This is a genomic window from Luteibacter sp. Sphag1AF (genome assembly GCF_014192715.1).
Classification (GTDB): domain Bacteria; phylum Pseudomonadota; class Gammaproteobacteria; order Xanthomonadales; family Rhodanobacteraceae; genus Luteibacter.
On the sequence record NZ_JACHYH010000002.1, the window covers coordinates 68,185 to 93,114 of the forward strand.

The following is a 24,930-nucleotide window of genomic DNA, read 5'->3' on the forward strand; positions in this document are numbered from 1 at the left end:
TGTAGTGGCTAGCCCTTGAGGCTGCCAATGCCACCGATGCGCAGTAAACGCTCCGACCGAATGGTCGGCGCGAAATGACGATTGTCTCCTAAAACCGTGCGGCTGGCGACTACCCCACCCTTACCTGAACGAATATTCGTCGGAAGGCGGGCGCCAGTCCACGGGACTTACGGCATGTACATGCCGCCATTCACGTGCAGAGTCTCGCCCGTGATGTACTTCGCCGCCGGCGAGGCCAGAAAGGCCACCGCGTCAGCAATGTCCTGTGCTTCACCCAAAGTGCCCAGGGCAATCTGCCCCAGAAGGCTCTGGCGCTGCTCTTCAGGCAGCGCGCGGGTCATGTCCGTATCAATGAAGCCCGGGGCCACCACATTCACGGTGATGCCGCGCGAGCCAATCTCACGGGCCAGCGATTTGGAGAAGGCGATGATGCCGGCCTTGGCGGCCGCATAGTTGGCCTGGCCCGGGTTGCCGGTGAGGCCGATGACCGAGGCAATGGAAATGATGCGCCCCCTGCGGGCCTTCATCATGCCGCGCATCACCGCCTTGGAAGTGCGGAATACCGAGGTCAGGTTGGTCTCGATGATCGCGTTCCAGTCATCTTCCTTCATGCGCATGAGCAGCTGATCGCGCGTGATGCCCGCATTGTTCACCAGGACGGACACCGCACCGAATTCCTTCGCAATACCGTCGACCAGCGCTTCAATGTCGGCCGGCCGGGTCACATCCAGCACCCGACCGTGGCCACCATGGGCGGCCAGGCGGGAACCGATGGCTGCGGCACCGCTTTCGCTGGTTGCCGTGCCGATGACAGTAGCGCCCTGGGCGGCCAGCGTGTCTGCAATCGCCGCACCAATGCCGCGACTGGCGCCGGTGACCAGCGCAATCTCGCCTTTCAAAATGCTCATCAGGTAATCCCGGTAAAAGTGACTCAGAGCGCCCAGTCGGCCAGCGCCGCATCCAGATCGGACGGCGCAGCCACAGGACGGGCCTCAATGCTCTTGTCGATGCGCTTGATCAGGCCCGACAAGACCTTGTTCGGACCACACTCGACAGCCTGGATCACGCCAGCGGCCGACAGTGCCTGCACGCATTCGGTCCAGCGCACGGGCAGGTAGAGCTGACGCTGCAGCGCCGAGCGAATATCGACGAGGTTGTCGTAAACACGTGCTTCGGCGTTCTGCACCACCGGAATCGACGGCAGCGTCCACGCGATGGACTCCATGCGCTCGCCAAGCTTGTCGGCGGCGCCACGCATCAACGCGCAATGGGAAGGAACGGAAACAGCAAGCTTCACCGCCTTCTTCACGCCCAGTTCGGCCAGGCGCGCCAGCGCGCGATCCACCGCAGCCACATCGCCTGCGATGACGAGCTGGCCAGGCGAGTTGTAGTTGGCCGGAGCCACCACTTCATCACCGGCCACTTCAGCGCACACCTGTGCGATCTGCGCATCGTCGCCGCCCAGGATGGCAGCCATGGCGCCCGTGCCCGCCGGCACCGCCGCCTGCATCAGGCGACCGCGCTCCGCCACCAGGGCAGCAGCGTCATGCAGCGACAGCGCACCAGCACAGACCAGAGCACTGTATTCACCCAGGCTGTGGCCCGACAGCAGGGCGGGACGCGGGCCACCTTCCTGCATCCACACACGCCAGACAGCAACGCTGGCGGCAAGCAATGCCGGCTGCGTATTGTCGGTGCGATTCAGCGCTTCCTCGGGGCCGTCCTGACTCATCGTCCACAGATCGACGCCCGCACCAGCGGAGGCTTCATCAAAGGTCTTTCGCACGATGTCGTGCGCGCCAGCGAGGTCGGCAAGCATGCCAACCGACTGCGAACCCTGGCCGGGGAAAACAAAGGCGAGCGAAGAAACGGATGAGGTCATCAGGTAGTCGCTGAAGCAGGAAAGCGCGAATGGTGCCAGCTAGGTGGCCGTACGTCACCATTCGTAGGCGTGTGGTGCACAGCACAAAACGCAAACGACCGCCACGGCAAGCCGGGGCGGTCGTCTTCGGGAGAGCGCATCGCTCGGTGCGATGCCCCGCCTGCGCCGGATCAGTAACGCAGCAGCGCAGACGCCCAGGTGAAACCGCCACCGAAAGCTTCCAGCAGCAGGTTATGGCCGCGCTGGACCTTGCCCGAACGCACGGCGTAATCGAGCGCCAGCGGCACGGAGCCTGCGGACGTATTGGCGTGCTTGTCGACGGTGACGATGACCCGATCCATCGACAATTTCAGCCTCTTGGCGGTGGCTTCGATGATGCGCAGGTTGGCCTGATGCGGAATCAGCCAGTCGATTTCCGACTCCTTCATACCCGCGGCCTGAAGCGTCTCATCCACCAGGGAGTCGAGTGTCTTCACCGCCACCTTGAACACTTCGCGACCGCTCATGTGGATGCGCACACCGTGGTTCGGCGCGTCGGTGAAACCTTTGGATACACCCACCGGGTTGAACAGCAGATCCTTGAAGCCACCATTGGCATGCATACGCGTGGCAAGGATGCCTGGCTCGTCAGAGGCTTCAAGCACCACGGCGCCAGCGCCATCACCGAACAGCACGCAGGTTTCGCGCTCCGTCCAGTCGACCATGCGGGTGAGCGTTTCAGCGCCAACCACCAGCACCTTCTTCGACTGGCCACTGCGGATGAAGCTGTTGGCCACGCCCAGGGCATAAACAAAGCCCGAGCAAGCCGCGTTGACGTCAAACGCAGCGCAGCCGTTGGCACCCAGACGATGCTGGATCAGGCAGGCGGTTGACGGAAAGATGATGTCGGGCGTGGTGGTGCCCAGGACAATGAGGTCGATCTCGGACGCTTTGACGCCAGCGGCTTCCAGCGCGCGCTGCGCGGCAAGAAAGGCCAGGTCGCCCGTGGTTTCGCCGTCGGCGGCAATGTGCCGCTCCTGGATACCCGTGCGCGAGCGGATCCACTCGTCGGTCGTATCGACGATTTTTTCGAGGTCGGCATTGGTGACCACGCGCTCGGGAAGCGCACTGCCGGTGCCGATGATGCGGGCATATTTCAGAACCGTTTCCCCCTGCAAGGGCGAAATGCCTGCTTCGCGGCGCAGGTGCTGCGACGACGCAGGGCCTTGATGAGATGGTGCTCTTGAAACGCAAAGCGGCGCGTTACCGCGCCGCCTGCGTGATCAATCATCGCAAGCGATGATTAGTCCTCGACTTCAACCGCACCGCGGGTGTCGATGACCTTCTTGCCACGGTAGAAGCCGTCTTTCGTCACGTGGTGACGCAGATGGACTTCGCCGCTGGTCGGATCGGTCGACAGCTGCACGGTTTGCAGCGCGTCGTGCGAACGACGCATGCCGCGGGTGGACGGGGTTTTGCGGCTCTTGGCAACTGCCATGACTCAATCTCCAGCGATTCTAACGATTCTTGAGTTCGCGCAGAATCGCGAACGGGTTTTCGGACGTATCCCGCGGGGCGTCTTCGGCCTCGTCGGGTCCAACGATGTCGTCGGGCAGCTCGGCATCCGGGTTGATCGGAACCAGGGGCAGCACCAACAGCAATTCATCTTCGATCACGGCAAGCGGATCGAGTTTCCCGTCTTCCTCGACGAGCAGCGGCTCGTAACCAGGCGGAAGACCGGCTTCTTCACTTTCCTTGACGATCAGACCGAGACGCGTATCAACGAGGACGGTCATCACGAACGGTTCGAGCGAGCGCTGGCAGATCAACGTCAAGGGAGCATCGATGCGGACGGCAACGTATCGCACGTTGAACTCGTCACGACCGAAATCCAGTTCGTAGCTGATTTCGCCTTCCGAAGACGCAATAACCTCGCCCAGTCGGGAAAAACCCGATACAGGAAGGTTTCCGGAAAACGAACGCCGCGCCGAAACCATGCGCCAAGCGTCCACGGACGAGGGCAGTGTCACGGACATAATCGCGAAATGGTAGGCATGAACACCCTTGAAGTCAACCGTTTAGCGTTACTGCACGGTCACGGGGAACGTTTTGCCTGCACACAGGGCTTTCGGGCAGACTGAACGCCTTGCCGCCGAGTGTGGGGCATCCTGCCGCCCGAGGGAAGCTTTCCGAGTGTTTTCTTATGCGATTTATGCACTTGCCGCCCTCGCCGTGCTGGCCATCGGCCTGCTTGTGTGGGTCACGGCAGGGCACCGGTCCCGTCGTCGGCACGGCGCCCTTCAGGATTTGCTGGACCACGCCGACCGCCTGGAAATTGATCTGAAGGACTGTCGCGACCGCCTGCAACGGGCGCATGCCGTGATGTCGGTGAGTCCGGACGTTCCTGCTGCAGGCGAGGTGGAGGCCCAGCATGCACTGGACTCCGGCCTGCGCGCCCTGCTCCAGCAGCGCCTGTGGATTCGCGACAAGGCCCCGGCCGCCAGCCAGCGCGAGCTGGATGACGCGGTGGACGCCCTTGCCCGCGCCCGCCAGCAACTGGAACCGCGCCTGCGGGCGCTGGACGATGCCCAGCACGCACTGGATGTCGCCGTCCGCGAACACATTCACAAGGATTTTCAAGCATGACCGCCCCACCCCGCGTGCTGCTGGCCTCCACATCACGCTACCGCGCCCAGATGCTGCAACGGATTCTTCCCCGCTTCGATCAGGCAGCGCCCGGTACTGACGAAACCGCGCTTCCCCATGAGGCACCCGCGGCGCGGGCAGCGCGCCTTGCCCGGGCGAAAGCCCGCGCAGCCGCCGACCTGCATCCCGATGCCGTGGTGATCGGCTCCGACCAGGTGGCTGACCTCGATGGACACGTGCTGGACAAGCCCGGCTCCATCGAGCGCGCCCACGAACAACTGGCAGCCAGCTCGGGGCGCCAGGTCGTTTTCCACACCGCCGTTTGCGTGCTGGGCCCTTCGGGTTTCGAAGAAACCGTGACCGACGAGACCCGCGTGTTCTTCCGAACGCTGTCGCGTGAAGACATCGAGCGCTACGTCGCGGCCGAGCAGCCGCTGGATTGCGCAGGTAGTTTCAAGTGCGAAGGCCTCGGCATCGTGCTGTTCGAGCGCATCGAAAACAACGATCCCAGCGCACTGATTGGCCTGCCCCTGATTGCCACCGCACGCATGTTGCGCGAGGCGGGCGTCACTCTTCTTTGACGCCCTCACCTGCGCGCCACGCATTCATCCAGATCAGGCAATCATCCGGCGACGGAGCATCGTGCACCGCAGGCGCGACAGTTCCGTCATAAAACGCCATGCGACGCCGGCCACCGAACAGATCAACGCGCGCCAGCAACACAGGACCATCCACACGCGCACACACCGACGTAAGCCACGGCTTGCGTTCGCGGTTGCGCAGTGAGGTTTCATCCACCGCCAGCAACACATGCTGACGCGCTGCCAATACACGCAGCGCGTTCTCGTCGATCTGCCAGATGGCCAATTGCGCCGCACGCCCGTGTTTTGTGTTGAGGGGACTGTCGAGCACATAGATCACCTGCTGTGCGCCCAACTGAAAACGCAGCTCGGCGGCCAGCATGAAATTGTCCGCGACGAGTACCGCACCGGGATGCCTGGCGAGCAGTGCTGCCGCTTCGCTACCGCTCTGGCGCCATCCGGTGAAGTTGGCAGGAAACGCCTTGTAGCGTGCAAGCATGGCCGGGCCTGTCGGCGATGCTGCCAGTGCCAGATAACCGAATCCGAGCGCCAGCCCGACACCCGACATCAACAACGCCACCATGGCGAAACGTCGCCATGCCACCGAAGCACTCGCCAGCAACGCCGGTAGCGCGGCACAGAGCACGAGGTAGCCTGGCAACGGCCAATGCGCGCGGAAGCGGACGTCGTCAGCAAATAGCCCCAGCACGAAATAAGCGACGACAAACGTACCGCCAATCACGGCGGCCGCATCCCATCCCGCCTGTTTCCGGCGACGCCATGCCTGATACATCGCCCACAGTAGAAGCCCATACATCAGCGGCGTGCATGCCACCGCCTGCTCCAGCGGCTGCACAAGCGCGCCGGGCTGAAACCGCCACGGATTGCGATCCACCACCTGGAAACCCACACCCACGCCGTGCTGCTGTACGTTGAAGACGATCAGCGGCAGTAACCCGATCGTGGCTACTGCCAGCGCCAGCCAGAGTCCCGGACGGCGCCACGCGGCGCGGCCACGCTCGGTGATGCAGAGAAACACGAGCCCGGCCAGCATCGGCATCGCCGCCCGGTAATGGGTGAGCCAGCACAGCGCCAGCGCCACGCCAAGCAACAGCCAGTCGCGCATGCGCCCCTCATCGAGCGCGGCGGCAAGCCCCATCGTGGCCAGCACGATGGCAAAGGTCAGCGGCACATCCGGGAGTGCCAGCACACCGAGACTTCCCGCCAGCGGAAGCAGCAGCGCAAACGTTGCCGCTTGCCATGCGTGGCCCGGCGAGCCAAGCCGTCGCGCCAGCGCCCACACCTGCCAGGGGATGGCCGCACCGATGAGAAGAAACGGCAGTCGCATGGCAAAGACGCCGTGCCCGGCCACGCTTTCACCCGCGCGAATCAGCCATGCTGTCAGCGGCGGAAGGTCGCTGTAACCCCATGCAGGCCGCAGGCTCTCCTGCCAGTAGAACGCCTCGTCACCAAAGGGCGACAAAAAGCACGCTATAGCGATCTTCGCCACGAAGACCGCGACGAACAGAACCACGAACACGGCTCGCCACACCGCGACGGGCGCCGCTACACTGGCCCGATGACGGAACGTCAAGTCCATGCCCCGGGGGCGCACGCATCAATCATGTCAGCAACGACTCCACTTCGTGATGAAACATTGCAGCAGCGCCTGGACAACGCACTGGCCCAGGTCAATGGCGTGCTTCTTGGCAAGCCCCGTCAGGTCAAACTGGCGTTCACCTGCCTGATCGCCGGTGGACATCTTCTTCTGGAAGACGTGCCAGGTGTCGGCAAGACCACGCTGGCCCATGCGCTGGCAGCCACGTTCGACCTCGAATTCCAGCGCATCCAGTTCACCAGCGACCTGCTTCCGTCGGACATTATCGGCGTCAGCGTGTACGAGCGCGAGACGGGCACCTTCCGCTTCCACCCCGGCCCGATCTTCACCAGCCTGCTGCTGGCCGACGAAATCAATCGTGCCACGCCCAAGACGCAGAGCGCGCTGCTCGAAGCGATGGCCGAAGGACAGGCAACGGTCGACGGGCAAACCCACGACCTGCCCCGCCCTTTCTTTGTGGTGGCCACGCAAAACCCACTGGATCTGGCGGGCACCTTTCCGCTGCCCGACTCGCAACTTGACCGCTTCATGCTGCGCCTGTCGCTGGACTATCCCGACCCCGCCGCCGAACGCGCACTACTGACCGGCACCGACCGACGCGACCTGATGGCCACGCTGCGCCCGCAACTGGATGGCGCGACCATTGCGGCCCTGCACGCGGCAGCGCAGAAAATCACGGCCAACAGCACGCTGCTGGATTATCTACAGGCACTGCTCACCGCCAGCCGCAAACATGCCGACGTGCGCGTGGGCCTGTCACCGCGTGCCGGCCTCGCCCTGCTGGCGGCCGCACGCGCCTGGGCGATGATCAGCGGTCGCGAGTTCGTGGTGCCCGAAGATGTGCAGACCTTGTTTGTTCCGGTGGCCGCGCATCGCCTCGTGCCGGGCAAAGGCAGCCATCGCGAAGCGATTGCTCGCGCCATCCTTGCCGAGGTGCCGGTGCCCTGATGAGGCCAGCCAGTCCCTGGCGCCGGATCATGGCGCAGGCCGAGCGCCGCTTGCCGTCGCTCACCCGCCTGCGTGCCCGCGAACCGCTGCCCATCGTGCTGACCCGGCGCCGCATCTATATCGTGCCAACGGCATTCGGGGTGGGCTTCACCGTGCTTCTGGGCGTCATGCTGATCGGCGCACTCAACTATGCGAACAATGCGGCACTGATGCTCTCCTGCCTGCTTGGCGCCGCCAGCGCGGGAAGCATGCTGGTCGCGTTTCGCGTATTGAACGGGCTGACCATCGGAACGCTGCGCAGCGACAGCGCCGTAGCCGGCAAGCCCATCCGCATTTCACTGGATGTATCCAGCAGCGACAGCGCCCGCCAGGGTGTGCACCTGGAAATCGGTGCGCGGATACTGGGCGCGCAGGTGCCCTCGCGCGGCGCCACCACACTGGAGTTCGAGCTGCCCACAGAATTTCGTGGATGGCTGACGCTGCCGCGTATGCGCATCTTCACCACCTGGCCGCTGGGCATGTTCCGCGCATGGAGCTGGCTGTCGCCCGATCACCCCGTACTGGTCTATCCGCGCCCCGAGGTGTTCGGGCCGCCGCCGTTCGAGCCGCAGGGTGATGCCGACCGTGGCCGACCTCGGCAAGGCGACGAACTGGCCGCGCTGCGCGACTACCGGCCGGGCGATCCACGGCGGCATATCGCGTGGAAGCTCAGTGCGCGGCATCACGGCCTGCTGGTCAAGGATCTGGAGCAACCGGCGCCCCAGCATGACTGGCGCCTTGCATGGGACAGCATTCGCAACCTGGACAGCGAGTCGCGCATCGCGCGCCTTGCACGATGGATCGACGAAGCACATCAAAGCGGCCGGCGCTGGAGCCTGCAACTTCCGGACGGCTATTTCGATATTGCCCAGGGCGACGAACACTATCACCGCTGCATGACTGCATTGGCCCTTCAGCCATGACCGGCTTCCGCCTGTCGTTGAAGTCCCGCGTCGCGCCAGGCCAACCGCGCCTGGATACGCGATCTTTCGATCTGGTCTGCCTGACCATGGCCGCCGTGCTGGCCAGCCATGCCATGCATCTTCCGTGGTGGCTGACGCTGGTGCTCGGGGTGATCCTGGCGCTGCGCTGGCATCAGCGCCGCACAAATGGCCGGCCGGTGTCCGCGTGGCTGAAACTGCCGCTGATCGCGCTCCTCATCAGCTCGATCGTGGCCACTTACGGGTCGATCTTCGGCCGCGATCCCGGCAGCGCGTTCGCTGTGGGGCTTCTGGTCCTGAAGTTGCTGGAAAGCGAACATGCACGCGATGCGCGCGTCAGCATCGCCTTCGCCTGCTTCGCCCTCATGAGTGCCCTGCTGTTTGACCAGAGCATGCTTGCCACCGCATGGGTTGCGCTGTCGCTGGTTCCCGCGCTGGCCGCCCTTCGCTCACTGGAAAGTGCGCGCGACGAACCACGCCGCATCAGCGGGGAATTCCGGGCGCCGCTGCTGATGCTGGCCCTGTCCATTCCCCTGGCCCTGTTCGCGTTCCTGTTCGTGCCGCGCCTGAGCAGCCCGCTGTGGGGTGCGCCGTCCAACACGCAGTCCACCACCGGGCTATCCAACCGGATGGCGCCGGGCGAGATGACGGATCTGCTGACCGACGACACGCCCGCCATGCGCGTCACCTTTGACGGCGGCCTGATGCCGGATCGGCCGCAGCGCTATTTCCGCGCGTACGTGCTCTGGAAGTTCGACGGCAAGGAATGGAGCGAAGGTGCCGCCCCGATGCGAAGCACCGCCGACACGCTGCAACCTTCGCTGACGATCTCCTACGAAATATCGCTGGAAGCCACCCACGAGCGCGTCATGCCCGTGCTGGATATGCCCGTTGCGCCGCCCGACGACGCACGCATGTCGGCCGATCGCACGGTCACGGCACGCCGGCGAATGGACGATACGACCCGCTATCGCGTGGTATCCAGCCCGCAATACCGCCTGGACGTCGACCTGCCGCAGGAGGTGCGCGACCGCGCACTGCGCCTTCCCGACAACGTGGGGCCGAAAGCGCGGGCGCTGGCGGCAAGCTGGCGCGCGAAGGAAGGCAGCGACGATGGCGCCGTGGCGCTGGCGGCCCTCGCGCTGTTCCGCAACGGCGGCTTCAGCTACACGCTCGCCCCCGCCCCGCTGGGCACAGATCGCATCGACGACTTTCTGTTCGGCACCCATGAGGGCTACTGCGAACACTACGCCTCATCGTTTACCTTCCTGATGCGCGCGGCGGGCATTCCGGCGCGCGTGGTCACCGGCTACCAGGGCGGGTACTGGAACTCGCTGGGCAATTACCTTCTTGTTCGCCAGTCCGACGCTCATGCGTGGAGCGAGATCTGGCTGGAAGGACGCGGATGGGTGCGTTACGACCCGACAGGGGCCGTGCGCCCTCAGCGCGTCAATCAAGCCGGAGCGTCAGCGGCGCAACCGGGCCAAGACACCTTCGGCGGCCAGTGGCTGCGCGACGTCCGCAACCGCCTGGACATCGTCAACCAGTGGTGGGGGCGCGGCGTTATCGGCTTTGACGCGTTCCGGCAACGCGGCCTGCTTCGCCCGTTTGGCGTTGAAAACGCGGATATTGGCAAGCTGTCGTTGATCCTCGTTGCCGGTTGCTCACTGCTGGTGGCCATTGCCCTGGCCTGGGCCCTGTTCCGTCCCCGCGACGGAGATGCACTGGACCGGACAATGCGGCGACTGGAATCGAAGCTGGCCCGCGCTGGTATAAAACGGCGCACCAGCGAAGGTCCCCGCCACTTCTTCGCGCGTGCCGCGCGGGCTTTGCCGGCCCAGCGCGAAGCGCTCGAAGAGCTGTCCCGCAGGTACTTGCGACTGCGTTATGGCTCTGACAAACCGCCGCCTGAACCGCTGCGTGAATTTTCTGGAAAAGTGAGGGAATTCACGACGCGTCGCGTGGTCAAATAGTTCAAAGCGCCGGGAATGCCCGGCGCGGTTCCGCTGGGAGATATCACATGTCGATGTACAAACCGTTGGCCATCGTTGCGGCAACCTTGGCTCTTGGCGCATGCGCCACGGTGCCGCAGCCGTTGCAGGGCCAGTTCAACGACGTATCCACGGCGGGCGCCCAGCAGGGCGGCGCGCCAGGTGCGAAAGTTCGCTGGGGCGGCGAAATCATCAAGACGGAGCCGGGTCCTCAGCAGACCTGCTTCTTCGTGCTTTCCGAACCGTTGGACAGCGAAGCGCGTCCGACGGCGCAGAAGAACGAAAGCCAGGGCCGTTTCGTAGCCTGTCGGGATGGCTTCTATGATCCGGAAGTCTTCACCCGTGGCCGGGAAATCACGGTTACCGGTACGGTGCATGGCGCCGTCTCGCAGAAGGTGGGCGACTTCGATTATGCCTACCCGCGTGTTGAGGCCGATGTGGTTTACCTGTGGCCCAAGCGCGTACCCATCAATCGTTACCCGCCAGGCTTCTATGACCCGTTCTGGGGTCCTGGCTTTGGTCCGGGCTGGGGCGGTTACGGTTATGGTCCGTGGGGCGACCCGTTCTGGTACCGCCCGCGTGTGATCGTGGTGCCGCGCCCGGTGGGTCCGCCGCCGCCGCGTCCGCACTGACGCATCAAGAAAAACGCCGGCTTTAAAGCCGGCGTTTTTTTGTGGGCAAACCTGCCACAGAAGATCAGCCTGGCGGCCAGTGCATCTGGCGGCCGGCAAGAAGATGCACGTGCAGGTGGAAAACAGTCTGACCGCCGTGGTCGTTGCAGTTGATGACCGTGCGGTAGCCATCCTTTGCCAGACCCTCGTTACGCGCATATGCAGCAGCGGCAAGCAGCAAGGTGCCGAGCAAGGCGGCGTCCGAAGGCTGGGCGTCATCCAGCGTGGCAATGGCCCGCTTCGGAATGAACAGCACGTGCACCGGCGCCTGTGGATTGATGTCGCGGAACGCCAGCACGTCGTCATCTTCGTAAACGATGTCGGCCGGAATTTCGCGCCGGATGATCTTGCCGAACAGGGTGTCGCCCATGGAGAAATCCTTGACGGGAGAAAAAGGTCAGCCCAGCGACTGCCGGCTTCCGAAGGCGTGGGCGAGCGTGCCGCGGTCAACGAATTCAAGTTCGCCGCCCAGCGGAACACCGTGCGCCAGACGCGTGGCCCGGATGCCTGCGGCGCGGGCCAGCTGGCCGATATAGTGCGCCGTGGCCTCGCCCTCCACGGTGGGGTTCGTGGCGATGATCATTTCTTCGATCTCGCCCTCCCCCAGTCGTTCGGCCAGCAACGGAAGGCCCAGTTCGTCCGGACCCAGGCCGTCCAGCGGCGACAGGCGGCCCAGCAGCACAAAGTAGTGCCCCCGGAAGCCTGTGGCCTGCTCGATGGCCGCCAGGTCGGACGCCGACTCCACCACGCACAGCACGTGCCTGTCGCGGCTGGCACTGGAGCACAGCGAACACACCGGCGTTTCACTGAAATTGCGGCAGCGCCCGCAGTTGCCCACATCGCGCATGGCAGATTCCAGCGCGGACGCCAGACGCAGGCCACCCTCCCGCTCGCGCTCAAGCAGATGGAAGGCCATACGCTGCGCACTCTTCGCCCCCACGCCCGGAAGGCAGCGGAGCGAGTCGATCAGTTCGCCCAGAAGGCGGGAGCCGGTGGTCATCGGTAACTCAGAACGGCATCTTGAAGCCGGGCGGCAGATTCAGGCCAGCGGTGACACCGCCCAGCCGCGTCTTGCTCACTTCGGCAATCTTGTTGACGGCATCGTTGACGGCGGCCGCCACGAGGTCTTCTGCCATTTCCGGATCTTCGGCAAACGTGGCGCGGTCAATGCTGACCTTGCGCACTTCATGGCCGCCCGTCATGGTCACGGTGACGGTGCCGCCACCTGCCGTGCCCGTGACTTCGAGCTTGGCGAGTTCATCCTGCGCACGCTTCATTTCGTCCTGCATGCGCTGGGCCTGCTGCATCAGCTGACCGATTTGTCCTTTCATGTTCTGGGCTCCACGGGTTTAACGGATTGCGGAATGACGCGCGCATCAAATTCGCGCTTCAGGGTTTGTATGAGCGGGTCGCTGTCGATGGAGGCCTCGGCGGCCGCCTGTGCATCATCGCGCTTCTGCGCAATGCGCTGCGCGGGTGTTTCGTGGGACGCCGCATCGGCCGCGGCCACGAAACGAAGGCGCACGCGACGGCCCAGCGCCTGGGTCAGCTTCTCTTCCATCTGACTGGTAAGCGGCTCAACCGCCAGATGCAGATGCGACGGCTTGAGCGCCAGCGTCATGCCTTCGCCGTCCACATCGCGCAGCGACGCATTCTGCGCCAGCTGCCCGATGGGGCCGCGCAGTCCGGCACGCTCCACCAGCTCGGCCCAGTCAGGCATGCCATTGGCATGCATGGTGATGGGTGCGGATGGACGCGGGGCGGGCGCGGGTGCAGGCGCTTCCACTGGCGCAGCGGCACGCGCAGGAGCTGCCTGCGGCATCGCCGGAGCGCTGCGGGGTGCGGGTGCTGCCGGGGTGGGCGACGGCGCGCGGGCCACCGGAGCCGATGCCGCTACGGGCGTGCCGCCTTCAGCAGGCCGGAAGGCCAGCATGCGCAACAGCGCCATTTCAAAACCGATGCGGGCATCGGGTGCCTGCGGCAGTTCCCGGCGACCGCTGGTTGCGATCTGGTAGTAAAGCTGCACGTCTTCGGGCGCGATGCGGCCGGCCAGTTCGGCCAGACCCGCGTCGCTTTCTTCGCCGCGATAACCCGGCACCAGTTGCATCAGCTGTACACGATGCAACACGGTGGCCAGGTCGTCCAGCACGCCGCCAAAGTCAGGCGAAAACGACGCGATGCGATCGCACTCGCCCATCAAGGCATTGCCGTCGCCGCTGGCCAGGGCATCGAGCAGGCCGAGCACCTGGCCACGCTCCACACTGCCCAGCATGGCGCGCACGTCGGAAGCGCGCAGCGAACCGCCGCCATAGGCGATGGCCTGATCCAGCAGCGACAGAGCATCGCGCAGCGAGCCATCGGCGGCGTGCGAGAGTTCGCCAATGGCCTCGCCTTCGTACTCGATGCCTTCCGCCGCAAGAATGTGGCGCATCTGCCCGGAAATCTGTTCCGGCAGCAGTCGCTTCAAATTGAATTTCAGGCAGCGCGACAGCACGGTGACCGGCAATTTCTGCGGATCGGTGGTGGCAAGCAGGAATTTGACGTGCGGGGGCGGCTCTTCCAGCGTTTTCAGCAGCGCGTTGAACGCCGGCTTGGAGAGCATGTGCACCTCATCGACGAGGTAGACCTTGAACCTTCCGCGCGACGGCGCGTACTGGGCGTTCTCGATCACCTCGCGAACGTCGTCGACGCCCGTGTTGCTGGCCGCGTCGATTTCCAGCAGATCGACGAAACGGCCCGCATCCACCGCCGTGCAGACCGCGCACTCGCCGCACGGATCAGCCGATTCGCCGCGCTCGCAATTGAGCGATTTGGCGAAAATACGCGCGATGGTGGTCTTGCCGACGCCGCGCGTGCCCGTGAACAGGTACGCGTGATGCATGCGGCCGGAGTCCAGCGCATTGGTCAGCGCGCGGACAACGTGTTCCTGACCCACCAGTTCAGCGAACTTGCGGGGGCGCCACTTGCGTGCGAGGACCTGATAGGACATGCGAGGATACCTTGGGGCGACGGGGGATTGTGCCAAGGTGCGCCGGGTCGCGGTAGCTTGTTTCGCCGCATGAAGCGTGCTGGACAATGGCGGGCCGGAAAAGCGGCGGCCCTGCCAGCCACACCCCGGCACCCGAGTCGTCTACTACCGTTGCTTCCTTCCGGACCTGGCGGGATTTGCAGACTATCGTCGCGGGGGGACCGACAGGGCCACCATAAGACAATTCATTGGAAGCTGGCGGAGAGAGAGGGATTCGAACCCTCGATACGTTTTACCGTATACACACTTTCCAGGCGTGCTCCTTCAACCACTCGGACACCTCTCCACAACTTCACTTCTTCCCTGCGGGACCATCCGAGTCCGGCAAAGAAGCGGAAGGATAACGTCAGCGGCGCATTCAGACAAGCGTCTTCACTTACCCGGCGCCATCCCGCGTGGGGGAGGGAGGCGGCAATGCCACGCGCTCGCCCGTCCGGGCCACACGATAGCCGCGCGCCTCAAGCGCCAGGCCGTCGGCGTGGCTGCCGTAGTGGTAAAGCACCATGCGCTGCCGGAATGCCGCGCCGTATTCGCGATCCACGTCGTCCACGCCGGTGTGAGATGGATTGCCCACCAGGCCGCAGTCGTGCGCGATCACTTCCCCGCCAGCCCCGAAAAGCGCCAGCGCTTCGGGGACCGGACGCGTATCGCCGGTAAATACGAAGCTTCCGCCGAGCGCGAGGCCGTAAGAAGTGCCCTGCACGTGGTGGCGCGTGGGGAATACGTCGAACCAGACGCCGTCGTGCCAGAAGCCGCGCGAACAGGGGATGAGATGGAAAGCTTCCCAGTAATTCACCCCGCCTTCGGCAAGCACCCCCGGATAGTCCGCCACCCTGCCCTGCAACCACGGCAGCAATGCCGCGTGCAGGTACAGCCGCGTCTTGCCCCGCAGGGCTTCGTCAAACCAAAGGCGGAAGAACAGCCGCTCCATTCCCGCGACGTGATCCATGTGAATGTGCGTGATGTACAGCGCGCGCGGCGGCTCGCCGTACGCCGCCTGATAGCGGTCCAGCGTGTCCGGGCCACAGTCGATCAGCAGGCTGGGACGCCCGTCCCGCTCGATCACGGCGGCGGACGACCCCAGTTCCACGGCATGGGCCGCGCCGGTACCAAGGAAATGCAGATGCCAGTTCATGCGGCGAACGCCCGTTCGTAGTGATCAATCAGCGCCGGCCACTGGGTGGCTTCAAAGGCGGGCTGCCGGCCGGCGCCCACCTTGATGAGCGAGCGCTTCAGACGCTGCAGGTTACCCCGCCGCCAGCCCTGCGCAGGCGTGCGCAGCTGGCCGCGATCAAAGTCGATCAGATGCAGGCCCTGCTGATTCAGCAACACATTGTGGGCATTCAGATCGGCGTGCCAGACGCCTTCACGGTGAAAACGCGCCACCAGCTCACCCACTCGCCCGGCCAGAGCCACGTCAAACTCGCCGCAAGCGACCTGATCGGCCAGCGTGGAGGCTCCCGGAATGGCCAATGTGATGAGGTCGGCGGTATAGCGCATGCCATGGCGCACATAGCGCGACGCAAGCGGTGGGGAGACCGGCAAGCCGCGACGCATCAGCTCGGCCAGCAAACGGAATTCACGCACGCTTCGGGTGCGATCACGCCCCGTCCACAGATATCTGTCGCCAAATAGTTTCGCAACCATGCCGCCACGACGATAATGGCGCAGGGCCGCCACGCCGGCAGGGGTGTCGATAAACGATACGCCGCCACGGCCACCAGACTGCACGCGCAGGCCACCGCGGGCTCGCCAGTAGTCGGCAAGGAACCAATGGGCATCGACTTGTGGGACCCGGGCGCCGTCGAACAGAATCGTTCCGCTGGCGTCCTCTTCAATTCGTTCGTTCGTCATCGCTTCGGTCGCCCTTCGCGGCCTTCCACCGGGTATTCATAAGATCGTGAGCAGTCTACCAAGCCGTCCGCTACCTTCGGGCGAATCCAGCATCTGCATTCTGCGCACATCGGCTATTGGCGACGTGACGCACGTTGTGCCGCTGATCCGCACACTGAAGGAAAAGGCGCCCCGGGTGGCCGTCACGTGGATCGTCGGCAAGCTGGAGCGCAAGCTGGTGGGCGACGTGGCGGGCGTGGACTTTGTGACGTTCGACAAGTCGCGCGGCCGTGAAGGCATGACCGAGGTGCGCCGCGCACTGGCCGGCCGCCGCTTTGATGCGCTGCTGCACATGCAGGTGGCGCTGCGCTCCAATCTGCTGAGCCTTGCGGTGAAGGCAGATCGGCGCATCGGCTATGATCGCGCCCGCTCAAAGGACCTGCACGGCCTGTTTGTCAGCGAACGCATCCCGGCGCGCAGCGGCGAACACGTGCTGGACGCCATGGGCAGCTTTCTGGAACCACTGGGCATTCGCCAGACCGAAGTGACCTGGGATATTCCCGTACCGGATGACGCTCACGCATGGGCCGCCGAGCAGTTGCCAGGCAACGCGCCGACGTTGCTGGTCAGCCCCACGTCGAGCCACGCCCTGCGCAACTGGCGACCGGAACGCTATGCGGCGGTGATCGACCACGCCATGGCACGCGGTCTGCGGGTGGCGCTTGTGGGAGGGCCGTCAACCGGCGAACGCGAGATGGCCGATGCCGTGCTGGCCGCCACGAAAACCGCGCCGATGGATCTGACGGGCAAGGACACATTGAAGCGGTTCATGGGCCTGCTGGGCCGCACCGCCATGATCCTGACCCCCGACTCCGGGCCGATGCACATGGCCAACACGCTGGGCGTCAAAGTGCTGGGGCTTCACGCGCCGAGCAATCCGCATCGCTCCGGCCCGTATTCCGACCGGCGCTGGTGCGTGGACAAATACGATGAGGCGTCACGCCGCTTTCTGCACAAGCCCGCTGCGGACATTCCGTGGGGCACGAAGATCGAGAAGCCCGGCGTGATGGACCTGATTGGCGTGGACGAGGTGGTCGACCGGCTGGAAGCCTGCGCCGCCCACCTCAGGTTGCCGCTGGGCGCTTAAACGCTGGGAGCGGCGCCTTCGGAGGAGTAATCCTGATAGGACTTCTCTTCCACCAGTTGCGAACCCAGAGTGACGTTGATGTCCTTCTTGGCCGCAGCGCGCTCGTCGTTGCGGAAGTACACGGCACGGGCCAGTTCAATGAACTCCTTGTCGAATGCCTGCGCGCGCTCTTTGACGCGGATGCGGTCTTCGATATCCCACAGCTGCTGGTTCACTTCGCGCAGACGGGTCCACTGGGCCGTGATGTCGGTCTCAGACGCGCTATTGTTGGCCCAGGTGGCCTTCAGCAGGTCAAGCTCGTTGAGGACGTTGGCAAGCTTGGTCTCGTCCTTGATCTGCTGGGACTTGATCTCAAGAATGGTGATCTTGTCGATGAGTTCCCCGTACGACACGGGAACCTGAATAAGGCTCATGGCATATCTCTCCGATGCGTTAGCCGCGCGAGGTTAACAGGTCTTTACATCCGCGCAACGCGCTTCCGGGGAGGCTGTTCACTCAAGGATTAGCTGGGGAGCGATACGTGTCCGACCCATCCATACTCATTGCAGGAGCAGGCCCCACCGGTCTGGCCGCCGCCCTTTTCCTGAAGCGGCTTGGCATCACGGCACGCATTGTCGACCGCTCACCTGAGCCTGCTGCGCACTCCCGCGCGTTGGTGGTCAACCCGCGCTCGCTCGACATGCTTAAAGCCTCCGGCGTCACCGATCGCATGCTGGCCGAGGGGCGCCCGGTCTCCGGGCTGACCTTCTACGACAACTGGAAACGCATCGCTGCGTTCGACACCAGCGCCATCCATCCGCGCTACCAGCTCACCGTGCTGTCGCAGGAGCGCAGCGAAGCATTGCTGACCGACGTGCTGGGCATTCTGGGTGTGCACCCGGAGCGGGGTGTCTCGGTGTCGGTAAAGGGACAGGCCGATACCGTGCGCGTCACACTTGAACACGGCAACGGGACGCGGGAAGAGGCCACCTTTGACGGACTGTTTGGCGCAGATGGTGCGCACAGCACCACGCGCGAAAATCTGGCCATCCCCTTCCCCGGCACGTCGTTCCCCGAGATATGGCCGCTGTTCGACATCGAGCTGGAAACATCACTGGCGCCGGATCGGGCGCATGTGGCCTTCTTTCCGAAGGGCCTGATGTTCATGATCGCGCTGGACAAACATGTGTGGCGAATCGTGTCCAACCTGAGCGACCCGCTGGACCATCTGCCGCCCGGCGCACACCCGGGCAAGACCATCTGGTCATCGTCGTTCCACATAGCCCATCGGGTAGCTTCGGTCTGCTCGCTGGGTCGCGTGGCACTGGGCGGCGACGCCGCGCATATTCATTCGCCGCTGGGTGCGCGCGGCATGAATCTGGGTATTGAGGACGCTTACGCTTTCGCGCTGCGCATGGCCGACTCGTCCCGCGACGTGCCGGCGCGTTTCGCGCGGTATGGCGCCGAGCGCCATCCGGTCCACGTGAATGTGGTGCGGCGGGTGCAGATGCTGACGACCATGGCCCGCGGGGACTCCCGGGCTACCCGGCTGCTGCGGCGCTATGGCATTGCGCTGATCGGCGAACTGGCGCCTATCCGGCACCTGATGATCGGCACGGCCGCCGGCCTGGATCATCCCAAACCCGCACCCTGAAACGCCAAAAAGCCGTGAGGAAGCGCGCCGGCCTGCAAAAACCGCCCTGAGGAGCCACTCCCGGGACGCACTTCGCGTGCAGGCGCGCTGCCGCACGACTCTTCCCAAAGGACGAGGGCCGGGCAAAGCGCCCGGCCCTCGTCGGGTCCGACGAACCTCAATCCCGGTCGCGACGGCACCAGGCAAGCAGGACGGCACCGGCCACGGCACCGATGGCCACTGCGGTAGCCGGCTTGCGACGGGCAAAATCGCGGACGCAGTCCAGCGCCTCGCCGTACATGCCAAGCGCCTTGCCGCCGGCCTCCCGGACGGCTCCTTCGGCCTTCAGGCCCTCGTCACCCGTCAGGGCGCCAGCAGCCTGCTGGACCTTGCCAGCCACATTTTCATACGCACCACGGAAGCGTTCTTCAGACATGTACTGCTCTCCCTAGGAAATGGCAGGGGTGAAGCTTAGGAACGGGGTTGTGAGGAAAGCGCAGGCAAGATGTTGGATTCGCGCTCACAGTTGCCTCCGGAACGCTGTACGAGCGGGGTCCATATGTACATAATCCCGCATGCCCGCCCCTACCGTACTTATTGTGGACCCCTACCCCGAGCTGGCCGACATGGCCCGCGAGGCATTGGCAAGCAAGGGGCTGACCGCACTTTCAGCGGAAACGTATAACGACGCCGTTTCCCTGCTGCGCACCACACCGTCACTTGACGTGGTGGTATGCCATGCACGCATGCCTGTGGCCGGGGACGATGAGTCCACCCGGTTTCTGGATCAGGTGGGCAACAACAATGCCATGGGCCTGGTCGTGATCTCGTCCCGCCCGTTTTCCGAAGTGGGCAGCTTGCCCGAGCGCGCAGTGCGCCTGATGAAGCCATTCGATGTGGCCGAGCTGATCAACGCACTGGTCAGCGCCGGCCTGGATGCCTCGGCAGCACGCGCCCTCCAGGCCACCAGCCAGCGTTAAGCCGGCTCTTCCAAAGCATCAGGCCTTGCCCGAGGTATGGACCCAGTCGAGCACGACTTCGTCCGCGCCGCGCCGGGCGGGACCGGTGAGTTGCGCCATGTGCGCGAACGCTGCGGCATTCTTCAATTGGGCCTGCCGCGCCTGATTGGACGCCTGTCGGGCAGCCGCCTGCCGCTGACGCATCTGCACCACGTGCGGCGAAGGTTGACCCGGCCGCGCAAATTTCTGAAAGCGACGAAGTTCGTCGGCCGCCAGTTCCGTATCAAAAGCGGCCTGTAGCGCGGCGTCCCGCGCCTTGAGAAAATCAACAAGCAACGACACCGCTTCCGTTGGCCGCCACTGGCCATCATCGCCTCGGGAAACAAGCATCGCGGGCAACCCGGGATCGTCCTCCGACGCACCCGCTTCCCGCAGTGCAAGCAACTGCGCGAGCAATGCCGCTTCGGGCAATGGTTTTCGGATGGCCATGCAAGTGATTTCCAGATGACCCGACAGGGGCCTCACGCTGGCGCATTCTAGGACCAAACACGTCCGGGCATTCACGCCTGCGGCATCGACACCATCACCACCCGGGGAGCCGCGCGCGGAACAAATGCCGTTTCCGCCGCAGCGCGAAGCATTACCGGGCTGACGTACCGCCTGTGCACGCCGTCGATCAGACGCAGGTACAGACGTCCGAACGTATTCTTGCAACGGACCCGCGTGCCCAGCATCAGGTCAACACGGCCATCCGTCACCCGCACGGCCACGCAGGAGCGGAAGCGCAGATGCTTGTCGTCAGCGCCGAGAATCACCTCAGCGTAGCGATCCTTGTCGCTCACGCGCTGATCAATGACCGGGAAACGACCCGCAAAGAGGGCACGGTCGGAATGACCGAGCAGTGACGATACCGGGCAAGCAAGTGACGAGGTGCGCAAACCCAGCGGGCGCACAAGCATATTGCGCAGCGCCATCATGCGCGAAACGCCCACGGGCGGGTGACTGACAAACGCGTCAAGCAACGAGGCCAGCAACGCCGACGCACTCGCATCCGTTGCCTGCTTCGCCGCCAGCGTCAGAACAAAGGCGTCTTCATGGTCAAAGCCTTCCGTGAACTGATCGCGCAACAACGAGCCATCCGCCGGATGATCCATCTCGATGACGGTCTGCCGGCCGCCACTCTCCCGAAGAAAGCCGCCGGCGCGACCAAAACGCGCCAGAGCAGCACGCGATGCACCCACCACCCGACGGGCAAAGCCGCACAACTTCCCCTGAAGGGAACCGGGAGCCGCCTCAAGCGACAGCGCAACAGTGGGAACATGTAGCTGTCCTGCCGACATGCTGGCCATCAGCTGGGTGACGCACTCGGGCAACACCTCGGTAAGCGCCGGAATCGACGCCTCATTGGCCATGACCTGACGCAGCAGCGATTCGGAAAGATCACCGCCCAGCTCGTTCGTATGGCACGACAGAGCGAAAAATGCCGGATGCGTCGATGCACCTCCCAGGGGTGCAAACTGATGCCACGTGCCACCACCAAAGCGCACCGTGAACAGAGAATCCGGTGGCACGTCGATAAAGCGCAGCGAGCGCAGGAAGTTTGCCGGATCCGCCGCCATGTCTTCCAGCGTGGCCGTGGAAAACCGGAGTTGTGCGCCTGCACTGCCCGACACCGCGGTAAACACGCGATGCCCTGCGTGCCGATGAAACGGATGGCCATTTGCTCCCACGGCGAAGGTATACAGCGACGTCGCGTCACCGTGCTCCAGATGCGTGCCGCCCAGTCTTGCAGAGGGCTCGTCCAGCTCATCAATGAAGTGCGCATGGGCCTGCTGACGCAAGAGCGACGACGCCACGAGCTGACTGCCCGCCCCATGTCCCAATTGGGCGATCAGGGAAACTTCCACCGGTAAACCGCCTGCCGGGGAAGAAATGCGTGCGGTAGGAAACGATGCGGTGACGTGCGAACGGTGCGACATGGAACTCCCCTGTATCCAGTGCGAAGAACGCCGGTCGATCAGGCGCCCTGTTTTTTTGCCGCGAGCTTGCGGCTCTCACGCTTCAACGGCCCGGCCTTCGGGCAGATTTCAAAGGCAAACCCCGTCAACGTGTTTACCAGGCTGTCCCGGTTCAGCCGGTAAACGATGAACTGCCCCTGCCGTTCGCTGGATACCAGCCCCGCTCCCTCCAGCACCGACAGGTGGCGGGAGATGGACGGCGCGCTCATCTCGAACCGGCTGGCGATCTCGCCCGCCGTCAGCTCCTGGGCAGACAGGTAGGCGAGAATTTCGCGGCGGGGGCGGGAAGCAAGCGCTTCAAAGAACTTGTCGGCGGCCATGATCTTCGTTAATTAGCTCAGTAGCTAATTATCTACTTATCGAAAGACATCACGTCAAGTGCCCACGCCCATGTCAGGGCGCGGCAGGCAATACCACGGTGAAGCAGGCACCCTGCCCCGGCGCGGAAACCACCCGGACCGTGGCCTGCAAGGCGTCTGCGGTCTGGCGCACAATCCACAGACCGATACCCAGACCTTCGGACGCCGCGTCCGCCTGACGGAACGCGCCGAACAGATCTTCAACTTGCGAGTCGTCCAGGCCAATGCCCGTATCCACCACGTCGATATGCACCGTATCGTCGCGCAGACCCGAGACGATGCGAACGCTGCCGCCCGCAGGCGTGTACTTGATGGCATTGGAAACCAGATTGCCAAGCAAGGTTTCCAGCAGGCCCGCGTGAGTGAGGGCCACAGCGTGCGACACTTCCGTCGCAAGCGTCACGCCCTTGCGATCCGCTGCGCGTTGCCAGGCCTCCTGCACCGACTCCACCACTCCTGACACGTGCACCGGGCCCAGTACCGGCTGCGCGCCACCGTGCGAGCCGCTGGCTGCGGCAACCAGTTCGCCAAACGTGGCATCAATGGTCAGCAATTCGGAAGCGGCCTGATCGAGGTGACGGATCTGCTCGGCACTGGCCTGCGCACGCGCCTTGGTCATGGAATACATCGCGGAGCGAAGCGGTGCTTTCAGATCGTGGCCGGCGGTGGCGAGCATGCGTGCACGATGCTGGCCAACGCTGTTGGCGGCCGCCAGCATCTTGCGCAATTCAAGCTGCACCATCACCTGACGTGCCAGCGCACGCAGCGTATCCACCTGCGTCTGATCGAGCACACGGGGAACCGTGTCCAGCACGCACACCGTACCCAACGGCAAACCATCGGCCGTCTTCAAGAGAGCGCCAGCGTAGAAACGCAGACCCGGATCGGACACGACCAGCGGATTGCTCGCAAAGCGCGGGTCGGTCGTGGTGTCGGGCACTTCCAGAAAGTCGTGCTGCAAGATGGCATGCGCGCAGATCGACGTGGCAAGCGGCGTTTCACGCACGCCCAGCCCGATTTCGGACTTGAACCACTGCCGATCCGCGTCAATCAAATTCACGACCGAGATCGGCGTGCCGCAGACCGCTGACGCAATACGCGTGATGTCGTCGAACGCAGATTCGCGCGGTGTGTCGAGAATGTCGTAAGCATGCAGGGCCCCCAGACGACGCGACTCTTCGTGTGCAGGCAACTTGGGGGCGGGATGGTGCACGCGATGCTCCGGTAAGAGCCTGGATTCTCGCATGTTCATGCGGAAGCAGCCTGAACGCGGCTTTTTAACCCCGCATCGGATCCCATCCAGGGAGCCGGCTTTCATGCAATGGCGTGATGAGCACGTTGCATCCGGATAGATGCATCAAACCAGCCTCCCAACGATTCGGCGCAGATCAGTAAATCGGTACAGGACAGGTTGAATCAGGCGCGGCCTGGCGCACGGTCATGGCCACGGCGAGGATCGCCTTCCGCTCTTGTTTGTCAGGAGGATGGCTGGCCGATAAGGCATCCATTACGGTGCAACGCGACTGGGCCATCCCCAGCGATTCTTCACCTTGCCCCGGCAGCGGTATCGCCGCAGCAAACGCCGGTGCCACGCTCGCAAGCTGCTCAATCGCCTGCTTTCGGGCAACAGCGTCCGGGGTGCGCAACTGGCGCAACAACACAGGCATGTCGGCCTGATAGTAAGCCGCCAGCGCAGGCGTTGCGGCCACGTACCACGCCCACTGGAGAGCCCGCTCGTACGCTTGCCGGCCCGGGTCGGACGAATCGGCCAGCCGGGACAGCAACACGGGCACAGCCCAAACGCCGGAACGGCCGAGCGCCAGCACGGCACGTGCGCTCCTCTGCGGGTCCTTGTCACCCACCAACCGTGCCAGCACGGGCAAACGCTGCGGTGCCGCGACATGACTGATGGACTCGATGGCATCCCGCGCAGCGCGCGGGTCATACAACGGAATGCGCTCCAGCACCTGCTGGAGAACAGGCAATGCCTCCGGCGGCAAAGGCCCGAGCGATGCGACGGTCGATATAAGCGCCTCTCCGTCCAGCGATGCAGGGTTCGTTTCTTCGAGACGTTTCAACAGCGTCGTCGTCAACGCGGGCGAACGCGGCTGAATGGTCGTCAGCGCATAGAGAACCATCGCACGCACCCTGCCACTGGGATCGTCCAGCGCGTGCTCAAGATCCGGTGCGGCGGATATCGCCTGCTCGCGCATGAGCCCGAGTCCACTCGCGGCATTGACGCGCCCCAGTTCCGAGTCCGAGCGCAACAACGCCACCAGCGGAGCCAACGCACGCTCACCAAACCTGGGCAACTGCATTTGCAGGCAATAACTCTCCCTGTCTCTGCTGCTGCGCAGCTTATCCATCACCTCTTCCAGCGAGGCATGACTGAAGGCGGGATAGACCGTCTCGCAGGGAGGCCACACGGGCCTCATCGCGCGAACTTCGCACGCATGAAACGCGCCGAGCAGGATGATCGCGACGAAGACAACCCACCGTCGCACCCCTACCCCGCGAACGTTCCGCCAGTCGCCGTGCCTGCTCATAGATTGCCCCCTTCCCCAGAACGTAAACCTAGCACCAAACGAGATCGCGGCGAGAAGAAAACAGAGCACTACAGTTCGTCCCACGTGATACATGCCTGGTCCCTGCAAGCGTGTATTCGCGACGACCTCCTG

General features: G+C 64.2%; 28 protein-coding genes, 1 tRNA gene and 1 other RNA gene. 9 read left to right on the forward strand and 21 right to left on the reverse strand.

All coding sequences use genetic code 11. The annotated features are described in order from the left end of the window. Positions 1 to 167: 167 nt before the first annotated feature. The 5 genes from fabG to FHW69_RS07145 form a co-directional block, all read right to left on the reverse strand. A complete protein-coding gene (fabG, locus tag FHW69_RS07125) occupies positions 168 to 911 on the reverse strand; it encodes a 3-oxoacyl-ACP reductase FabG (RefSeq protein WP_183422793.1) in 744 nt (247 codons plus the stop codon). A 20-nt stretch (positions 912 to 931) separates the two neighbouring features. Next, positions 932 to 1,882 (reverse strand): ACP S-malonyltransferase, encoded by a 951-nt coding sequence (fabD, locus tag FHW69_RS07130; RefSeq protein ID WP_183422377.1) that lies wholly within the window; start codon positions 1,880 to 1,882, stop codon positions 932 to 934. A 170-nt stretch (positions 1,883 to 2,052) separates the two neighbouring features. Next, a complete protein-coding gene (locus tag FHW69_RS07135; RefSeq protein WP_183422794.1) occupies positions 2,053 to 3,021 on the reverse strand; it encodes a beta-ketoacyl-ACP synthase III in 969 nt (322 codons plus the stop codon). A 143-nt stretch (positions 3,022 to 3,164) separates the two neighbouring features. Then, positions 3,165 to 3,359 (reverse strand): 50S ribosomal protein L32, encoded by a 195-nt coding sequence (gene rpmF, locus FHW69_RS07140; RefSeq protein WP_183422378.1) that lies wholly within the window; start codon positions 3,357 to 3,359, stop codon positions 3,165 to 3,167. A gap of 19 nt (positions 3,360 to 3,378) precedes the next feature. After that, on the reverse strand, positions 3,379 to 3,858 hold the full coding sequence (locus FHW69_RS07145; RefSeq protein WP_183422379.1) for a YceD family protein: 480 nt from the start codon (positions 3,856 to 3,858) through the stop codon (positions 3,379 to 3,381). Between the two features lie 196 nt (positions 3,859 to 4,054). Here FHW69_RS07145 and FHW69_RS07150 point away from each other — a divergent pair, with 196 nt between their 5' ends. Both FHW69_RS07150 and FHW69_RS07155 read left to right on the forward strand, forming a co-directional pair. Beyond that, positions 4,055 to 4,507, forward strand: a complete 453-nt coding sequence (locus FHW69_RS07150; RefSeq protein WP_183422380.1) for a hypothetical protein — start codon at positions 4,055 to 4,057, stop codon at positions 4,505 to 4,507. Beyond that, entirely contained in the window at positions 4,504 to 5,088 is a 585-nt protein-coding gene (locus FHW69_RS07155; RefSeq protein WP_183422381.1) for a Maf family protein, read from the forward strand. Before FHW69_RS07150 ends, FHW69_RS07155 begins: the two co-directional genes overlap by 4 nt. Here the strand turns inward: FHW69_RS07155 and FHW69_RS07160 are convergent. Then, a complete protein-coding gene (locus tag FHW69_RS07160) occupies positions 5,075 to 6,682 on the reverse strand; it encodes a glycosyltransferase family 39 protein (protein ID WP_255494703.1) in 1,608 nt (535 codons plus the stop codon). The two genes, FHW69_RS07155 and FHW69_RS07160, sit on opposite strands and share 14 nt — an antisense overlap. A gap of 30 nt (positions 6,683 to 6,712) precedes the next feature. Between FHW69_RS07160 and FHW69_RS07165 the strand changes: the two genes are divergently transcribed. Genes FHW69_RS07165 through FHW69_RS07180 form a run of 4 tightly spaced genes read left to right on the forward strand, consistent with a single transcriptional unit; the run spans position 6,713 to position 11,257 of the window. Beyond that, positions 6,713 to 7,654, forward strand: coding sequence for an AAA family ATPase (locus tag FHW69_RS07165; RefSeq protein WP_183422383.1), 942 nt, complete (start codon positions 6,713 to 6,715; stop codon positions 7,652 to 7,654). After that, complete coding sequence (locus FHW69_RS07170) at positions 7,654 to 8,616, forward strand: DUF58 domain-containing protein (protein ID WP_183422384.1); 963 nt, start codon at positions 7,654 to 7,656, stop codon at positions 8,614 to 8,616. Before FHW69_RS07165 ends, FHW69_RS07170 begins: the two co-directional genes overlap by 1 nt. Then, positions 8,613 to 10,607, forward strand: coding sequence for a DUF3488 and transglutaminase-like domain-containing protein (locus FHW69_RS07175; RefSeq protein WP_183422385.1), 1,995 nt, complete (start codon positions 8,613 to 8,615; stop codon positions 10,605 to 10,607). The genes FHW69_RS07170 and FHW69_RS07175 overlap by 4 nt, the downstream gene beginning before the upstream one ends. A gap of 47 nt (positions 10,608 to 10,654) precedes the next feature. Then, the gene (locus FHW69_RS07180) at positions 10,655 to 11,257 is read left to right on the forward strand and encodes a Slp family lipoprotein (RefSeq protein ID WP_183422386.1); all 603 of its coding nucleotides are present in this window, start codon (positions 10,655 to 10,657) and stop codon (positions 11,255 to 11,257) included. A gap of 64 nt (positions 11,258 to 11,321) precedes the next feature. Here FHW69_RS07180 and FHW69_RS07185 read toward each other — a convergent pair whose 3' ends face one another. The 8 genes from FHW69_RS07185 to FHW69_RS07220 form a co-directional block, all read right to left on the reverse strand. Continuing rightward, positions 11,322 to 11,666, reverse strand: a complete 345-nt coding sequence (locus FHW69_RS07185) for a histidine triad nucleotide-binding protein (protein ID WP_183422387.1) — start codon at positions 11,664 to 11,666, stop codon at positions 11,322 to 11,324. A 27-nt stretch (positions 11,667 to 11,693) separates the two neighbouring features. Further along, positions 11,694 to 12,296, reverse strand: a complete 603-nt coding sequence (gene recR / locus FHW69_RS07190) for a recombination mediator RecR (protein ID WP_183422388.1) — start codon at positions 12,294 to 12,296, stop codon at positions 11,694 to 11,696. Between the two features lie 7 nt (positions 12,297 to 12,303). Next, a complete protein-coding gene (locus FHW69_RS07195; RefSeq protein ID WP_183422389.1) occupies positions 12,304 to 12,627 on the reverse strand; it encodes a YbaB/EbfC family nucleoid-associated protein in 324 nt (107 codons plus the stop codon). Further along, entirely contained in the window at positions 12,624 to 14,285 is a 1,662-nt protein-coding gene (gene dnaX, locus FHW69_RS07200; protein WP_183422390.1) for a DNA polymerase III subunit gamma/tau, read from the reverse strand. The genes FHW69_RS07195 and dnaX overlap by 4 nt, the downstream gene beginning before the upstream one ends. A gap of 109 nt (positions 14,286 to 14,394) precedes the next feature. Next, positions 14,395 to 14,491, reverse strand: an RNA gene (gene ffs, locus FHW69_RS07205) — signal recognition particle sRNA small type. A 29-nt stretch (positions 14,492 to 14,520) separates the two neighbouring features. Further along, positions 14,521 to 14,610 (reverse strand) — tRNA-Ser (locus tag FHW69_RS07210). A gap of 90 nt (positions 14,611 to 14,700) precedes the next feature. Beyond that, entirely contained in the window at positions 14,701 to 15,459 is a 759-nt protein-coding gene (locus FHW69_RS07215; RefSeq protein ID WP_183422391.1) for an MBL fold metallo-hydrolase, read from the reverse strand. Then, entirely contained in the window at positions 15,456 to 16,178 is a 723-nt protein-coding gene (locus FHW69_RS07220; RefSeq protein WP_183422392.1) for a 3-deoxy-D-manno-octulosonic acid kinase, read from the reverse strand. The genes FHW69_RS07215 and FHW69_RS07220 overlap by 4 nt, the downstream gene beginning before the upstream one ends. A gap of 46 nt (positions 16,179 to 16,224) precedes the next feature. On the opposite strand from FHW69_RS07220, the gene FHW69_RS07225 reads away from it, so the two are divergent. Continuing rightward, positions 16,225 to 17,304, forward strand: coding sequence for a glycosyltransferase family 9 protein (locus FHW69_RS07225; protein WP_343203993.1), 1,080 nt, complete (start codon positions 16,225 to 16,227; stop codon positions 17,302 to 17,304). Here the strand turns inward: FHW69_RS07225 and FHW69_RS07230 are convergent. Then, positions 17,301 to 17,717 (reverse strand): DUF6165 family protein, encoded by a 417-nt coding sequence (locus FHW69_RS07230; RefSeq protein WP_183422393.1) that lies wholly within the window; start codon positions 17,715 to 17,717, stop codon positions 17,301 to 17,303. The genes FHW69_RS07225 and FHW69_RS07230 overlap by 4 nt on opposite strands. 107 nt (positions 17,718 to 17,824) lie before the next feature. Here FHW69_RS07230 and FHW69_RS07235 point away from each other — a divergent pair, with 107 nt between their 5' ends. Next, on the forward strand, positions 17,825 to 18,937 hold the full coding sequence (locus FHW69_RS07235) for an NAD(P)/FAD-dependent oxidoreductase (RefSeq protein ID WP_183422394.1): 1,113 nt from the start codon (positions 17,825 to 17,827) through the stop codon (positions 18,935 to 18,937). 157 nt (positions 18,938 to 19,094) lie between these two features. Here the strand turns inward: FHW69_RS07235 and FHW69_RS07240 are convergent, their stop codons facing one another. Then, the gene (locus FHW69_RS07240) at positions 19,095 to 19,352 is read right to left on the reverse strand and encodes a CsbD family protein (RefSeq protein WP_183422395.1); all 258 of its coding nucleotides are present in this window, start codon (positions 19,350 to 19,352) and stop codon (positions 19,095 to 19,097) included. Between the two features lie 139 nt (positions 19,353 to 19,491). On the opposite strand from FHW69_RS07240, the gene FHW69_RS07245 reads away from it, so the two are divergent. After that, positions 19,492 to 19,896 carry a response regulator gene (locus FHW69_RS07245; RefSeq protein WP_183422396.1) on the forward strand — a complete coding sequence of 135 codons (405 nt, stop codon included), beginning with the start codon at positions 19,492 to 19,494 and terminating at the stop codon, positions 19,894 to 19,896. A gap of 18 nt (positions 19,897 to 19,914) precedes the next feature. Here the strand turns inward: FHW69_RS07245 and FHW69_RS07250 are convergent, their stop codons facing one another. The 5 genes from FHW69_RS07250 to FHW69_RS07270 form a co-directional block, all read right to left on the reverse strand. Next, a complete protein-coding gene (locus FHW69_RS07250) occupies positions 19,915 to 20,364 on the reverse strand; it encodes a hypothetical protein (protein ID WP_183422397.1) in 450 nt (149 codons plus the stop codon). A 71-nt stretch (positions 20,365 to 20,435) separates the two neighbouring features. After that, complete coding sequence (locus FHW69_RS07255) at positions 20,436 to 21,854, reverse strand: DUF2867 domain-containing protein (RefSeq protein WP_183422398.1); 1,419 nt, start codon at positions 21,852 to 21,854, stop codon at positions 20,436 to 20,438. A gap of 38 nt (positions 21,855 to 21,892) precedes the next feature. Next, the gene (locus FHW69_RS07260) at positions 21,893 to 22,213 is read right to left on the reverse strand and encodes a metalloregulator ArsR/SmtB family transcription factor (protein ID WP_183422399.1); all 321 of its coding nucleotides are present in this window, start codon (positions 22,211 to 22,213) and stop codon (positions 21,893 to 21,895) included. 73 nt (positions 22,214 to 22,286) lie between these two features. Next, positions 22,287 to 23,465, reverse strand: a complete 1,179-nt coding sequence (locus tag FHW69_RS07265; protein ID WP_343203994.1) for a GAF domain-containing sensor histidine kinase — start codon at positions 23,463 to 23,465, stop codon at positions 22,287 to 22,289. A gap of 175 nt (positions 23,466 to 23,640) precedes the next feature. After that, a complete protein-coding gene (locus FHW69_RS07270; protein WP_183422400.1) occupies positions 23,641 to 24,891 on the reverse strand; it encodes a HEAT repeat domain-containing protein in 1,251 nt (416 codons plus the stop codon). Between the last annotated feature and the right edge of the window lie 39 nt (positions 24,892 to 24,930).

Excerpts from the sequence above, each read along its gene's own strand:
- fabD (WP_183422377.1), bottom strand. The coding sequence starts at position 1,882 with ATGACCTCATCCGTTTCTTCGCTCGCCTTTGTTTTCCCCGGCCAGGGT.
- rpmF (WP_183422378.1), bottom strand. The coding sequence starts at position 3,359 with ATGGCAGTTGCCAAGAGCCGCAAAACCCCGTCCACCCGCGGCATGCGT.
- FHW69_RS07145 (WP_183422379.1), bottom strand. The coding sequence starts at position 3,858 with ATGGTTTCGGCGCGGCGTTCGTTTTCCGGAAACCTTCCTGTATCGGGT.
- FHW69_RS07155 (WP_183422381.1), top strand. The coding sequence starts at position 4,504 with ATGACCGCCCCACCCCGCGTGCTGCTGGCCTCCACATCACGCTACCGC.
- FHW69_RS07165 (WP_183422383.1), top strand. The coding sequence starts at position 6,713 with ATGTCAGCAACGACTCCACTTCGTGATGAAACATTGCAGCAGCGCCTG.
- FHW69_RS07170 (WP_183422384.1), top strand. The coding sequence starts at position 7,654 with ATGAGGCCAGCCAGTCCCTGGCGCCGGATCATGGCGCAGGCCGAGCGC.
- FHW69_RS07175 (WP_183422385.1), top strand. The coding sequence starts at position 8,613 with ATGACCGGCTTCCGCCTGTCGTTGAAGTCCCGCGTCGCGCCAGGCCAA.
- FHW69_RS07180 (WP_183422386.1), top strand. The coding sequence starts at position 10,655 with ATGTCGATGTACAAACCGTTGGCCATCGTTGCGGCAACCTTGGCTCTT.
- FHW69_RS07185 (WP_183422387.1), bottom strand. The coding sequence starts at position 11,666 with ATGGGCGACACCCTGTTCGGCAAGATCATCCGGCGCGAAATTCCGGCC.
- recR (WP_183422388.1), bottom strand. The coding sequence starts at position 12,296 with ATGACCACCGGCTCCCGCCTTCTGGGCGAACTGATCGACTCGCTCCGC.
- FHW69_RS07195 (WP_183422389.1), bottom strand. The coding sequence starts at position 12,627 with ATGAAAGGACAAATCGGTCAGCTGATGCAGCAGGCCCAGCGCATGCAG.
- dnaX (WP_183422390.1), bottom strand. The coding sequence starts at position 14,285 with ATGTCCTATCAGGTCCTCGCACGCAAGTGGCGCCCCCGCAAGTTCGCT.
- FHW69_RS07215 (WP_183422391.1), bottom strand. The coding sequence starts at position 15,459 with ATGAACTGGCATCTGCATTTCCTTGGTACCGGCGCGGCCCATGCCGTG.
- FHW69_RS07220 (WP_183422392.1), bottom strand. The coding sequence starts at position 16,178 with ATGACGAACGAACGAATTGAAGAGGACGCCAGCGGAACGATTCTGTTC.
- FHW69_RS07230 (WP_183422393.1), bottom strand. The coding sequence starts at position 17,717 with ATGAGCCTTATTCAGGTTCCCGTGTCGTACGGGGAACTCATCGACAAG.
- FHW69_RS07240 (WP_183422395.1), bottom strand. The coding sequence starts at position 19,352 with ATGTCTGAAGAACGCTTCCGTGGTGCGTATGAAAATGTGGCTGGCAAG.
- FHW69_RS07245 (WP_183422396.1), top strand. The coding sequence starts at position 19,492 with ATGCCCGCCCCTACCGTACTTATTGTGGACCCCTACCCCGAGCTGGCC.
- FHW69_RS07250 (WP_183422397.1), bottom strand. The coding sequence starts at position 20,364 with ATGGCCATCCGAAAACCATTGCCCGAAGCGGCATTGCTCGCGCAGTTG.
- FHW69_RS07255 (WP_183422398.1), bottom strand. The coding sequence starts at position 21,854 with ATGTCGCACCGTTCGCACGTCACCGCATCGTTTCCTACCGCACGCATT.
- FHW69_RS07260 (WP_183422399.1), bottom strand. The coding sequence starts at position 22,213 with ATGGCCGCCGACAAGTTCTTTGAAGCGCTTGCTTCCCGCCCCCGCCGC.
- FHW69_RS07270 (WP_183422400.1), bottom strand. The coding sequence starts at position 24,891 with ATGTATCACGTGGGACGAACTGTAGTGCTCTGTTTTCTTCTCGCCGCG.